This window comes from Staphylococcus sp. ZWU0021 (genome assembly GCF_000798895.1).
Classification (GTDB): domain Bacteria; phylum Bacillota; class Bacilli; order Staphylococcales; family Staphylococcaceae; genus Staphylococcus; species Staphylococcus saprophyticus.
Window position 1 is genome coordinate 1 of the sequence record NZ_JTLN01000021.1, and the last position, 12,784, is coordinate 12,784.

Genomic DNA, 12,784 nt, shown 5'->3' on the forward strand with positions numbered 1-12,784 from the left:
TGTTGCGTTCGGAATTAACGTTGACATATTGCAATTCAGTTTTCAATGTTCATTTCTTCATTAATAATCAATATGGTGGAGACTAGCGGGATCGAACCGCTGACCTCCTGCGTGCAAAGCAGGCGCTCTCCCATCTGAGCTAAGCCCCCATACTATTTTCAAAAAGAGTCGGGAAGACAGGATTCGAACCTGCGACCCCTTGGTCCCAAACCAAGTGCTCTACCAAGCTGAGCTACTTCCCGTATATATAATTAACATGCATTTTAAAATGGTGCGCCCGACAGGGGTCGAACCTGTAACCTCTTGATTCGTAGTCAAGTACTCTATCCAGTTGAGCTACGGGCGCTATATTAAAATGATGGTGCCGAGGACCGGAATCGAACCGGTACGATAATCACTTATCGCAGGATTTTAAGTCCTGTGCGTCTGCCAGTTCCGCCACCCCGGCAAAAATAATGGAGCAGAAGACGGGATTCGAACCCGCGACCCCGACCTTGGCAAGGTCGTATTCTACCGCTGAACTACTTCTGCAAAATGAAACTGGATGAGCCATAGTGGGCTCGAACCACTGACCCTCTGATTAAAAGTCAGATGCTCTACCAACTGAGCTAATGGCTCATGAAATGGTGCCGGCCAGAGGACTTGAACCCCCAACCTACTGATTACAAGTCAGTTGCTCTACCAGTTGAGCTAGGCCGGCTATTCATTTGAAATGGTGGAGGATGACGGGTTCGAACCGCCGACCCTCTGCTTGTAAGGCAGATGCTCTCCCAGCTGAGCTAATCCTCCACATAAAATCAATTCGATTACTAAGCCTGGCAACGTCCTACTCTTGCGGAACGTAAGTCCGACTACCATCGGCGCTAAAGAGCTTAACTTCTGTGTTCGGCATGGGAACAGGTGTGACCTCTTTGCTATTGCCACCAGACAAAATAACTTACTCAATTAATGATACATTGTTTAACGATTATTTGCAATAGTCAATTTTACACTATCTTTAAATTTTCTTTACAAGATCTTTACTTGAATATTTGTTATGTAATAACTCGTTTTTTACGACTTTTATATATTACAACGTTTTAACTTTTAAGTCAATAGCTTTTCAAACATTTACTTAAATTATTTTGTTGCATTTGTTAAGCCGTATCTCGTTTCTTTAACTCGACTTGAACTATCTTAACATATAGAAACTGACTTTTCCATCCTTTTTTCAGTTTATTTTTATATTTTTATAGCAGAATCTTACTTAAATGTATCTTATTACTTTAAAGAATTAAATTCATGTACTGATTTTCTTCTAAGTTATATTATATTCGCGATAAACACGCCTTGTAAATAGCATAAAAAAAATCAATCTTTACACATCAATTACATGATGTATAAAGATTGATCCAGTTCTATTATATTTATCGCTATTATTTTTGTCTCATATAAGGGAACAGTAATACGTCTCTAATAGAGGCAGAATCTGTAAGTAACATAACCAATCTGTCAATTCCGATTCCTAATCCACCTGTAGGAGGCATACCATATTCTAACGCCTCGATAAAGTCTTCATCCATTTCATGTGCTTCATCGTTGCCTTGTTCTTTTTCTACTAATTGCGCTTCAAATCTTGCTCTTTGATCGATTGGATCATTTAATTCAGTAAATGCATTACCGTGTTCTCTTCCAACAATAAACAACTCAAAGCGATCTGTAAATCTTGGATCTTCCGCATTTTTCTTAGCTAATGGAGAGATTTCAATTGGGTGACCGTATACAAATGTTGGTTGAATGAGTGTTTCTTCAACTTTTTGTTCAAAGAACTCATTTAATATATGACCATATTTCATATTATCTGTAATTTCTATGCCATGTTCTTTAGCAGCTATTTTCGCATCTTCGTCACTTTGAATGTTGAAGAAGTCGACACCCGTTTCTTCTTTAACGGCATCGGCCATATGGATTCGTTTCCATTTAGATTCTAAATCTATTGTTTCTTCTCCATACGTTACTTTCGCAGTACCTAATACTTTTTCAGATATATGTCTAATCATATTTTCTGTAATATCCATAATATCATGATAATCAGCGTAAGCTTCATATAATTCAATCATAGTAAATTCCGGATTATGTCTTGTAGACACACCTTCATTTCTAAATACACGACCTATTTCATAAACTTTTTCTAATCCACCAACAATTAAACGTTTCAAATGTAATTCAATCGCAATTCTCATATATAAGGTAGCGTCTAACGCATTATGATGTGTAACGAAAGGACGTGCAGCTGCTCCACCTGCGATTTGGTGCATCATAGGTGTTTCTACTTCTAAAAATCCTTGTTGATTTAAATAGTTACGCATCTCTTGCAATATTTTACTACGTTTAATGAATGTTTGTGTACTATCTTGGTTAGTAATTAGGTCTAAATAACGCTGACGATAACGTTGTTCTATATCTTGTAAGCCATGGAACTTATCTGGGAGTGGACGTAAGGCTTTTGTTAATAAAGTGAATGACTGTGCTTTAACTGATAGTTCACCAGTGTTAGTTTTAAACATTACGCCTTCCACGCCTACTATATCTCCAAGATCTGCAGAATTCCAAATAGCAAATTGATCTTCACCTACTTGGTCTTTTCTTACATAAATCTGTATTTGACCACTTAAATCTTGAACGTGTGCAAAGCCCGCTTTACCTTTTCCGCGTTTCGTCATTAAACGTCCAGCAATACTTACATGACTTTCTTCTTCTTTTTCATGTAATTCTTCTTTGCTAAATTGATCCCAGTCTTCATGTAATGGGGTTGCCATTGAAGTACGATCAAATTTTTGACCAAATGGATCTATTCCTAAATCATATAGTTCTTGTAATTTTTGGCGACGGACCTGCATTTGGTCATTCATTTCTTCTGACATAACTTTCTCTCCTTTATGCTTCTTGTTCTACTTTCACTTTCTATTGCTTGGACTTCTAATTGAAATATTTAAATAAAAATGATCATTTATTACCAAATTTCAACTTAACAAAACATTTTCTGCTTTGTTTATTCTTAGAAGTGAGTATCCTTAAGGATAGCTAAACACATTCATATGTACTTCTCACATTCCAACTTTCTCACTCTTCAATTCTACTAGACGATGCAAACGGAATAAAGTTATTTAAACTTTTTTCTGCATTTTATTGATTCACTTATAAATACTTAATTTCAAATAGATAATCGTGCAACTGACACGCGGCCAGTGATTAAATACTGATAGTTACATATGCAGTTCTTCATAAAAAGCACTAAGTTATACGCGTCAATGGGTGCATGCATATATTTTATATGCCTAAATCGCTCCACATGTACTCACACGAATGACAGTAACTCATTAAATTCAATCCATATAATGTACGTGCACATAACCGCTTCAAAAATACGCATTTACGCACATTTATTAAAATTCATATTTTTTAACTGACTCATCTGGTATCACTAAATGCCCTATTTCCTTATTTGAATTAGGTTCAATGACATTCGTTGCAATGTCATTCAATGGAATAAGTACAAACGAACGTTCCAACATACGTGGATGTGGCACTATTAACTCAGATTCATTAATAATTTGATCTCCATATAATAAGATATCAACATCTAAGGTTCTTGGCCCCCAACGTATATCTCTCACTCGATGTAGTTGTTGCTCAGTATCCAAACAGGCTTTCAATAATTCGTTAGGCTCCAATGTGGTTTGAACTTCAATACATTGATTCAAAAATTGCGGTTGATCTACATAACCTACTGGGTCCGTCTCATAAATCGGTGACTTCTGTGTAACTGTAATGCCCTCTTTATCATTTAAAATCGATATGGCCGCTTCAAGCTGAGTCAACCGCTCCCCAACATTACTTCCTAAACCTAAATATGCGTATGTCATGCGCGACTCTCCCTCACTATTTCTACACCTACACCATCATAATGACCTGGTATGGGTGGATTCTCTTTAGTGATTCTGACTTTCGTTTCCACTACACGATTATAGTGTGAATTTATACGTTTTGCAATACGTTCCGCTAGATGCTCCAATAAATTTACCGGCTCACCTTCCATAATTGCTTTAACATCTTCAAATACTTCACCATAGTGTACCGTATCCTTAACATCATCTGACTGACCTGCTGTGCTCAAATCCACATTCATCGTAATATCAACGATAAATATTTGGCCAATTTCATTTTCAGCTGGTAGCGCACCATGATAACTATAAAATCTCATACCATTAAGAAATATTGTGTCGCTCATTATCATTCTCCTTTAAATAATCCATGCTTTGTCCTAAACGAACATTCAGCGCGACATTATGAACTCTAACCGCTTTTACGCCTTCCATTATACCATAGGCTGTAGTAGCAGCTGTTGCTTCATCTCGTTCAACAGGTGTGGTCTCTTGCTCAATCATTTCTTTAATAAATCTTTTTCTACTTGTTGCCAATAGTACTGGGTAACCTGTAGCTACAAGTTCGTCTAATCGTGCCATGACTTCTTTTTCTTCTTCTCTAGTTTTTGCAAACCCAATACCTGGATCGAGCCAAACTTTATGTTGAGGAATGCCAGCCATTTCAGCTTTATTTGCTTGTTTAAGCAAGTACACTAACATTTCATCAACAACTGGTTCTGATCTTTGACCATCGCCATTGTGCATTAACACAATTTCTCCCTCGTATTTTGCAACAATATCAAATATACGTGCATCATTTAGTCCAGCCCATTGATCATTTATCATCGTTGCACCTAATTTCATCGCTGCTTCTGCTACTTCACTTCTATATGTATCGATTGATAGTTGAACGTCTAAGTGACTCAATGCCTTCACTACCGGTAATACACGGTCCAATTCCTCTTCTACAGTAATTTCTTCGAATCCTGGTCTTGTAGATATACCACCAACATCTATAATATCCACACCCTCTTCTACCATTTCCTCTGCCCTTTTCACTGCACGATCGACTGTATTATATTTACCGCCGTCTGAAAATGAATCCGGTGTAACGTTTAATATGCCCATAATTTTTGTATGTGTCATAATCATTTTGCTTCCTTTCACTTATAAAATGATTTTATCTTTAAGTTGTTATCTTATTTCTATAATAACGTTATTTGCTATATTTTTCAGTAATCAGCGCTTAATCCATACATATACCAACCTAAAATTTAACATTATCCTTGAACATATTAAAAGGCACTGCAAAACAAAAAGCCGGTGCACATTTATATGTGCCCGGCTCAATTTCACATTATATTGGATTAGTCATCAAATGCGAATAAAGGAGTAGAAAGGTAACGTTCACCATTACTTGGTAATACAGTCACTACTGTTTTACCTTTTCCTAATTGTTTCGCTTTTTCAATAGCCGCATAAATAGCAGCACCTGAAGAAATACCACATAAGATACCTTCTTCTTTAGCAACTTTACGCGCCATGTCCATTGCAGTTTCATTACCTACTTGAACTACTTCGTCATAGATATTTTCATCTAAAGTGTCTGGAATAAATCCTGCACCTAAACCTTGTAGTTTATGTGGACCAGGTTCGCCACCACTTAATACAGGTGAATCTTCTGGTTCAATCGCAACTAAGTTAATGTCTGGGTAGTTTTCTTTCAATACTTTACCAGCACCACTTAATGTACCACCAGTACCAACACCAGCTAAGAACGAATCAATTGTTTTACCTTCAAATTGCTGAACTAATTCTGGACCTGTTGTTAATTCGTGAACACGAGGATTAGCAGGGTTCTCAAATTGTTGAGGTTCATAATAACCATGTTCTTCTTTTAATTCTTTTGCTTTTTTAATCGCGCCTTTCATAGCTTCTGAACCAGGCGTTAATACTAATTCTGCGCCATATGCTTTTAATAAATTACGACGCTCTTGACTCATTGTTTCAGGCATAGTGAAAACGGCTTTATAACCTTTAGCAGCACAAACAAATGCTAAACCAATACCAGTGTTACCACTTGTTGGTTCAACAATCGTATCACCTGGTTTGATTTTGCCTGCTTTTTCAGCTTCTTCAATCATCGCTAATGCAATACGATCTTTTACAGAACCACCTGGATTTTGATATTCAAGTTTAACATATACGTCTGCAATGTCTTCGTCTACTACCTTATTTAATTTAACTACTGGTGTGTTACCAATTACCTCTACAATGTTATCTACTGGTTTATTTGTCATAAGTATTGCTCCTTTTCGTTAAAAAGTTTAAAACCTACTTTTTCAATCGGATATACATTCTATTTTATCAGATTTTTCTGTAAATACAACTGCAAAAACTTATTCTTCCAACTTTAACCTAACATACTTATCTGTCTAGTTTCATTCTAGCGGGTTTATTTAATATTATCTAATAATTGCTGTAACTCTTCTTCAGAAAATTGATATTTATTTCTGCAGAAATGACATTCCGCCTCAGCACCATGATCCTCATTTATCATATTTTGAATTTCAGCTTCTCCCAAACCTTTAATCGCATTTAAAAATTTGTCATGTCCACAATTACATTCAAAGTGTGCTGGAACATTTTCTAATATTTGTACATTTTCTTCACCTAATATTTCAAAAAGTAATTCTTCAGGTGTTAAACCCTGATCAATGAGTTTAGAAACAGGTGTCATATGATTAATCGCATCTTCTAGTTTATTAATCGTTTCGTCTTCTGCGCCTGGCATAACTTGTATTAAAAATCCTCCAGAAGCTTTAATTGAATTATCTGGATTAACCAATACACCCAATCCTACTGATGAAGGAACTTGTTCACTTTTTGCAAAATAGTATGTGAAATCATCGCCGAGTTCACCTGAAACAAGTGGACTAGAACCAGAAAAATAATCTTTCAATCCTACATCTTTAACAACTGTTAATGAACCATTCGTTCCTACTGCACGGCTAACATCTAACTTGCCATGATCATTTAAAGGAAAATGGGTTTGTGGGTTTGTGACATAACCTCGTACATTTCCTTTAGCGTCTGCATCAGCAATAACTTTGCCAATTGGTCCTTGGCCATCTACTGTAACTGTTAACTTCTGATTTCCTTTTAGCATTGCGCCCATCATTAATGTCGCAGTCATTGTGCGCCCAAGTGCTGCAGAAGCAGTCGGCCAAGTATAATGTCTTGTTTGTGCTTCTTGCACACTCTCAGTTGTCAAGGCACTGTAAGCACGAATCTGTCCTCCAAAAGCTAAAGCTTTAACTATATAATCATTTGTCATTTTTAAAATTTCTCCTTTAATATTAACTGTGTTTATTATAAAACATTTCATTTTCATGTCTATTTTGGGTTACTTTTTAATAACGCAATTTATTTTAAGCTTTCGCACCAAAAATTGCGAAACATCTGTTTGCAATTATATGAACCATAAAAAAACTTTTTTCTACTATTCGTATCATAGCAGAAAAAAGTTTAAAATTCAGTCTTTAGTTTCGACGACCAGGGTCGTTTGAATTACCTGGTCTGTCAATGTCAGGTGCTTGTTCATGGCCAGTTGGCTCTGAATTTTCACCGTCTTTTTCATTGTCACCAGATTCTTCATCTTCATGATCGTCTTTTTGATCATCGTCACTACGATTTAATTGTTCTTTACGCACATCTTCATATGATTTACCGTATTTACCATCTTCGAAGTCATTTTTGTCTTCTTCTACGACTTTAGCTCCGTCATAGTCAACTTCTGGCAACACACCATCATGGAATAATGATTGTATTTGTTCAGCAACTAATGTTTCTTCTGTTAGTAATGATTCAGCAATTAAGAGTAATTGTGATTTATGTTCTAACAGAATGTCTTTACAACGCTCATATTGTTCTTTAATAATGCGTTGTACTTCTTTATCAATTTCATAAGCAATTTGTCCAGAGTATTCAGGATCACCTTGCATATCTTTACCTAAGAACACTTGGCCATTGCTACTGCTTGAGAATTGAATAGGTCCAAGTTTCTTACTCATACCGTATTCTGTAACCATTTGACGCGCAATTTGCGTTGCACGTTCAAAGTCATTAGAAGCACCCGTAGAAACTTCATTAAAGTTGATATCTTCTGAAACACGTCCACCAAGTAAGCCACAAATTTTATCTAGCAACTCTGGTTCGGTCATTAAGAAGCGATCTTGTTTAGGTAACATCATTGCATAACCGCCCGCTTGTCCACGTGGAACAATCGTTACTTTATGAACAACTTCGGCTTCATCAAGCACCATACCAATAATTGTATGACCAGCTTCATGGTGGGCAACAATATTACGTTCTTTTTCTGAAATAACACGAGATTTTTTAGCTGGACCTGCAATAACACGGTCAGTAGCTTCTTCTATATCACGCATATCGATTTTTTTCTTACCTTCACGAACAGCAACTAAAGATGCTTCGTTAAGTAAGTTTTCTAAATCTGCACCAGAGAAGCCTGGTGTTCTTTGAGAAACTGCTTTTAAGTCTACTGTTTCATCAAGTGGCTTGTTCTTAGCGTGAACATGTAAAATCGCTTCACGTCCTTTAACATCTGGACGACCCACTTGAATTTGTCTATCAAAACGACCCGGACGTAATAATGCTGGGTCTAAAATATCAGGGCGGTTCGTAGCGGCAATCATAATGATACCTTCATTTTCGCCAAATCCGTCCATTTCAACTAGTAATTGGTTAAGCGTTTGTTCACGTTCATCGTGTCCGCCACCAACACCAGCGCCACGCTGACGACCAACTGCATCAATTTCATCGATGAAAATAATACATGGTGCATTTTTCTTAGCATTTTCAAATAAATCACGCACACGACTTGCACCGACACCAACAAACATCTCAACGAAATCAGAACCACTAATTGAGAAGAATGGTGTGCCTGCTTCACCAGCAACCGCACGTGCAAGTAAAGTCTTACCTGTACCTGGAGGTCCTACTAATAAAACACCTTTTGGAATTCTTGATCCCATTTGTTTAAATTGTTTATTGTCTTTTAAGAAATCGACAATTTCAATCAATTCTTGTTTCTCTTCATCCGCGCCTGCTACATCAGAGAAGCGAACACGTTTCTTCTGGCTATCGTACATTTTAGCTTTGGACTTACCAAAGTTCATCATACGACCGCCACCGCCGCCGCCACCTTGAGCTTGGCTTAGGAAGAAAATAAATAATAATGCAATAATTAATACAGGAATTAGTGTAGTTAGAATACTTACAAATACACTTTGTTTTTCTTCTTCTTTAACTGTAAATTTCAATCCGTCTTGGTTTTGTGCTTTATCAGTTATTTTTTCTAATTCTTTATCGTTGTTATATAAAATTGTTGAAGAATATTCTTTATCATCTTTGGTTTTACCGCTTACCATATATACATTTTGTTCAGGCTGTATCTCAAGTGATTTTAAATCACCTTTATCTAGCTGTTTCACAAATTGGTTATACGTAAGTTGTTTTGGCATATTACCATTTCCATTTAAAAATGAAAATAAACCAAATATTATAACGCCAATAATTGCGATAACAAGCACATTACGAAAGGCTTTCTGCATGCGTCGTTTCCTCCTACTTCAATAATAAAACTAACAAAAATTGTAACACAATACATGAGTTTACGGCTAGTATTTCAACTTTTGTACTATGTTTACAATTTTCAATGCTCTATTTTAAATTTAAATTGTCCCTAGTGCACATAAGTTACAAAATTCAATATTTTACAATTTAAGTCACGTTCGTTTTATGTATGAAAAATACTTTTTAAAGCGAACACATAGACATACTGATTAATATATTTACGCTTAGACTTACATTATATAATAATTTTCAGTTTCATAAAATTGTATTGCTTACTTTGAATAAATTTCTGGTTTAAGTGTCCCTATATACGGTAAGTTACGATAGTGTTCGGCATAATCTAAACCGTATCCAACCACAAATTCATCCGGAATCTTTTTACCAACGTACTTAGCTTCAATATCAGCTTTACGACGATTTGGTTTATCAAGTAATGTTACAATTTCAAGTGAATTAACACGACGTGACTCCAATAACTCAGTGATTGATTTTAATGTTGTTCCAGTTTCTAAAATATCTTCAATAATTAACACATCTTTATTTTCAATTGACGAACTCAAATCTTTTAAAATTTGAACTTCTCCAGTAGATTCTGTGCCACCGTGATAACTTGAAACATCCATGAAATCAATAGCTAAATGCGTATCAATATATTTTATTAAGTCTGCCATAAACATGACCGAACCTTTTAATATGCCGATACATACAAGTGGTTTCCCATTATAAGCTCGTGTAATCTCTTCACCTAAATCTTTACAAATCTGATGAATATCTTCCTCTGATAATAATATTTCTTTTAAATCATCTCGCATGTTTTCATTCCTCTCCCATATATCGTATAAAAATTGATTGTTCGTATTTATTTTTTAAATATAATGTGCCAACAGCAATAATCTCATTTTGGGCATTAACCATGACTGGTAATTGATTGCGTTCGGATTGAACGATTTTATGATCAATAAGCAACCTACTTATTTTTTTATGTCCTTCCATACCATTCAACTCGAATTTATCTCCATCTCTTCGTGTACGAATAACTAACGGAAAGTCTCCAGCAGGAAAGTCATGTTTAACGTCAATTTGATAATGACTATAGTTGTATATACCAGGGTGAGTAATCTGAATCGGAAAATGTTTCACATCATAATTTGCCATTATTATAAATTTATCATAAGCGATATGAATTATCCATTTATCTGTCGTGTATAATGTGCATTGCGTCAAATTTCCTTCTAATTTTTGAAACCACTCATTATAAGTTTTTTCAGTTATTGAGCGAGTGATTTGAAGTTGTTCAAACAGGTTATCTAACACTGCCATCTTGACACTATGCCTTAAATTTAAAAATTGTGATCTTGCTATCGTATACTTCTGTGTTTTAACACTTTTAAGTATATCCTGTTTTATAAATGCGACGGCTTCGTTATTTATCACTTCAAGTTGTTCATCATGCCACTCTTTTAGTTTGATTAATTGATCTGTAGCAAGTTGTGCATTTTCATTTATTTCAGGCAAAATACGATTACGAATGTCATTTCTCACATAATGATTTTGTGTATTTGTTTCATCTTCATAATAAGGTACACGATGCATAACTTGATAATCACGAATTTCATTTTTTGTTGTCGATAATAATGGTTTACATATCTGATAAGATGCGCGTGTAGTTTGATAAGCCATACCTAAACTACTTCTTGTGGAACGTCCAGTCATTACTCGATAAAAAATAGTTTCTATCTGATCATCTTGATGATGGGCGGTCAGTAAGATATCCGCCTTTAATTCATACATCATCTCATCAAACCATTGGTAACGTGCTACTCTTGCGTCATTTTCAATACTATTCCCTTTTTCAATAACATCTGATAAATCTAAATGCCTAACGTAAAGCTCAACATGATGCGCTTTACAAAATTGTTTGAGAAAATATTCTTCTTCCTTCGCTATCGGCCGGATGTTGTGATTTACATGTAAGCAGGTTAATTTTGCGTATGAATCTTTCAATCTTGTGATTAACTCATGTAATAACACCATGCTATCAACACCTGTAGAAACCGCCAATACAATGTGCTTATCTTTCGTCCAACCCTCAGTATTAACGTTCAGCTTCATCTACCTCCACTCACTCTAAATCTTCCAACAATTAGCCTAATCACTTTGGAATCATCCCATATTACAATAAAAAGAGACTGTTTCCTCAATTAAGAAAACAGTCTTAGATTGTTACGCTCAAACTTAATATTGGAATCATTGATTGTACGTTGTTCTCAATAAATCAGTTAGTTATATATGAAACAGTTGTATTATTTATTATTAGCGTCTAGCGCCTTTGCCGCCGCGTCTTGATTCAGTTTGACGTTTGATGGAAGTTAATTTATCTTCGCTATCTTTTAAGAAGTTTGTTAATTTCTTTTCAAAGTCTTCACCTTTGGGTTGTGGTTGTTTATGACTAGGTTTACTTTGAGGTCTACGCGGACGATCTTTTGCTTTTTTAATAGATAGACTAATTTTACCATCATCAGCAATAGATAGCACTTTAACTTCAACTTCATCTCCAACAGATAAATGATCTTCTACGTTTTCAACGTAATTATCTGCAACTTCACTTATGTGAACTAAGCCACTTTTTCCTTCTGGAAGTTCGACGAAAGCGCCAAACTTTTTAATACCAGTGACTTTACCTTTAAGCTTGTTTCCTACTTCGATTGACATATTGTAAATAAATCCTCCCGATTTGTTTCGATTTTAACCTTATTATATGCCTGTTTGCATAAATTAACAATGGTATTATGATGCAAAAAAATAATTTTCGCTATTTATCTTCTTTAGAAGATTTTGAACCTGCATCCGATTTATCACTCGGTAACTTAAATATAACTTCTCCATCATTACTTAAATAGTAATCATCTCTCGCTACTTTTTCTATATAGCTCTTATCATTTAAGTTGTTAAGTTGTTCTTTTAATGCTAATTCCTCATCTTGTTGCTTTTGATATTTTTCTTCTTTTTGTTGTCGTTCTACAGCATCGTCATTATTACTTTGCTTTTGAGTGACAATCATGATACACAAAATAATAATAATCGCGAGCAGTATCCCACCAAACAAAGTGATACGTCTGCGTATCACACGTCTTCTCATTTTTTGCTTTTGTTTCTTTTTATTTTCAGAAGAGGTGAACGTATTTCCGATATTTTCAACTTTTTTACTCAATGCTTGCCACCTC

At 35.4% G+C, this 12,784-nt stretch carries 11 protein-coding genes, 8 tRNA genes and 1 rRNA gene; all 20 read right to left on the reverse strand.

Annotation, left to right across the window (positions count from 1 at the left end; genetic code table 11):
* Positions 1-73: 73 nt before the first annotated feature.
* A tRNA-Ala gene (locus L987_RS04740) sits at positions 74-149 on the reverse strand.
* 19 nt (positions 150-168) lie between these two features.
* A tRNA-Pro gene (locus L987_RS04745) sits at positions 169-242 on the reverse strand.
* A 27-nt stretch (positions 243-269) separates the two neighbouring features.
* A tRNA-Arg gene (locus tag L987_RS04750) sits at positions 270-346 on the reverse strand.
* A gap of 13 nt (positions 347-359) precedes the next feature.
* Positions 360-448 (reverse strand) — tRNA-Leu (locus L987_RS04755).
* An 8-nt stretch (positions 449-456) separates the two neighbouring features.
* A tRNA-Gly gene (locus L987_RS04760) sits at positions 457-531 on the reverse strand.
* 14 nt (positions 532-545) lie between these two features.
* Positions 546-618: transfer RNA gene (locus L987_RS04765), tRNA-Lys, on the reverse strand.
* A 6-nt stretch (positions 619-624) separates the two neighbouring features.
* Positions 625-700 (reverse strand) — tRNA-Thr (locus L987_RS04770).
* A 13-nt stretch (positions 701-713) separates the two neighbouring features.
* Positions 714-789 (reverse strand) — tRNA-Val (locus L987_RS04775).
* A gap of 24 nt (positions 790-813) precedes the next feature.
* Positions 814-928, reverse strand: a 5S ribosomal RNA gene (rrf, locus tag L987_RS04780).
* 487 nt (positions 929-1,415) lie between these two features.
* Positions 1,416-2,903 carry a lysine--tRNA ligase gene (lysS, locus tag L987_RS04785; RefSeq protein WP_011303859.1) on the reverse strand — a complete coding sequence of 496 codons (1,488 nt, stop codon included), beginning with the start codon at positions 2,901-2,903 and terminating at the stop codon, positions 1,416-1,418.
* Positions 2,904-3,425: 522 nt separating this feature from the next.
* Positions 3,426-3,905, reverse strand: coding sequence for a 2-amino-4-hydroxy-6-hydroxymethyldihydropteridine diphosphokinase (gene folK / locus L987_RS04790; RefSeq protein ID WP_047503277.1), 480 nt, complete (start codon positions 3,903-3,905; stop codon positions 3,426-3,428).
* On the reverse strand, positions 3,902-4,270 hold the full coding sequence (gene folB / locus L987_RS04795; protein ID WP_011303861.1) for a dihydroneopterin aldolase: 369 nt from the start codon (positions 4,268-4,270) through the stop codon (positions 3,902-3,904). Before folB ends, folK begins: the two co-directional genes overlap by 4 nt.
* Positions 4,248-5,051 (reverse strand): dihydropteroate synthase, encoded by an 804-nt coding sequence (folP, locus tag L987_RS04800; RefSeq protein ID WP_011303862.1) that lies wholly within the window; start codon positions 5,049-5,051, stop codon positions 4,248-4,250. The genes folB and folP overlap by 23 nt, the downstream gene beginning before the upstream one ends.
* Before the next feature lie 221 nt (positions 5,052-5,272).
* Positions 5,273-6,205: a cysteine synthase A gene (cysK, locus tag L987_RS04805; RefSeq protein WP_002484190.1), complete on the reverse strand. Its 933-nt coding sequence runs from the start codon at positions 6,203-6,205 to the stop codon at positions 5,273-5,275.
* Positions 6,206-6,360: 155 nt separating this feature from the next.
* Entirely contained in the window at positions 6,361-7,242 is an 882-nt protein-coding gene (gene hslO, locus L987_RS04810) for an Hsp33 family molecular chaperone HslO (RefSeq protein ID WP_002484191.1), read from the reverse strand.
* A gap of 205 nt (positions 7,243-7,447) precedes the next feature.
* Positions 7,448-9,538, reverse strand: a complete 2,091-nt coding sequence (gene ftsH / locus L987_RS04815) for an ATP-dependent zinc metalloprotease FtsH (protein ID WP_011303863.1) — start codon at positions 9,536-9,538, stop codon at positions 7,448-7,450.
* Positions 9,539-9,832: 294 nt separating this feature from the next.
* Positions 9,833-10,372: a hypoxanthine phosphoribosyltransferase gene (gene hpt / locus L987_RS04820; protein ID WP_011303864.1), complete on the reverse strand. Its 540-nt coding sequence runs from the start codon at positions 10,370-10,372 to the stop codon at positions 9,833-9,835.
* A 4-nt stretch (positions 10,373-10,376) separates the two neighbouring features.
* The gene (tilS, locus tag L987_RS04825; RefSeq protein WP_011303865.1) at positions 10,377-11,672 is read right to left on the reverse strand and encodes a tRNA lysidine(34) synthetase TilS; all 1,296 of its coding nucleotides are present in this window, start codon (positions 11,670-11,672) and stop codon (positions 10,377-10,379) included.
* Between the two features lie 201 nt (positions 11,673-11,873).
* Positions 11,874-12,272, reverse strand: a complete 399-nt coding sequence (locus L987_RS04830) for a S1 domain-containing RNA-binding protein (RefSeq protein ID WP_002484195.1) — start codon at positions 12,270-12,272, stop codon at positions 11,874-11,876.
* A gap of 100 nt (positions 12,273-12,372) precedes the next feature.
* On the reverse strand, positions 12,373-12,771 hold the full coding sequence (locus L987_RS04835) for an FtsB family cell division protein (protein WP_047503279.1): 399 nt from the start codon (positions 12,769-12,771) through the stop codon (positions 12,373-12,375).
* Positions 12,772-12,784 lie beyond the last annotated feature (13 nt).

What these genes read in the sequence shown, in the direction of transcription:
- lysS (WP_011303859.1), bottom strand. Translation starts at nt 2,903, where the DNA reads ATGTCAGAAGAAATGAATGACCAAATGCAGGTCCGTCGCCAAAAATTA.
- folK (WP_047503277.1), bottom strand. Translation starts at nt 3,905, where the DNA reads ATGACATACGCATATTTAGGTTTAGGAAGTAATGTTGGGGAGCGGTTG.
- folB (WP_011303861.1), bottom strand. Translation starts at nt 4,270, where the DNA reads ATGAGCGACACAATATTTCTTAATGGTATGAGATTTTATAGTTATCAT.
- folP (WP_011303862.1), bottom strand. Translation starts at nt 5,051, where the DNA reads ATGACACATACAAAAATTATGGGCATATTAAACGTTACACCGGATTCA.
- cysK (WP_002484190.1), bottom strand. Translation starts at nt 6,205, where the DNA reads ATGACAAATAAACCAGTAGATAACATTGTAGAGGTAATTGGTAACACA.
- hslO (WP_002484191.1), bottom strand. Translation starts at nt 7,242, where the DNA reads ATGACAAATGATTATATAGTTAAAGCTTTAGCTTTTGGAGGACAGATT.
- ftsH (WP_011303863.1), bottom strand. Translation starts at nt 9,538, where the DNA reads ATGCAGAAAGCCTTTCGTAATGTGCTTGTTATCGCAATTATTGGCGTT.
- hpt (WP_011303864.1), bottom strand. Translation starts at nt 10,372, where the DNA reads ATGCGAGATGATTTAAAAGAAATATTATTATCAGAGGAAGATATTCAT.
- tilS (WP_011303865.1), bottom strand. Translation starts at nt 11,672, where the DNA reads ATGAAGCTGAACGTTAATACTGAGGGTTGGACGAAAGATAAGCACATT.
- L987_RS04830 (WP_002484195.1), bottom strand. Translation starts at nt 12,272, where the DNA reads ATGTCAATCGAAGTAGGAAACAAGCTTAAAGGTAAAGTCACTGGTATT.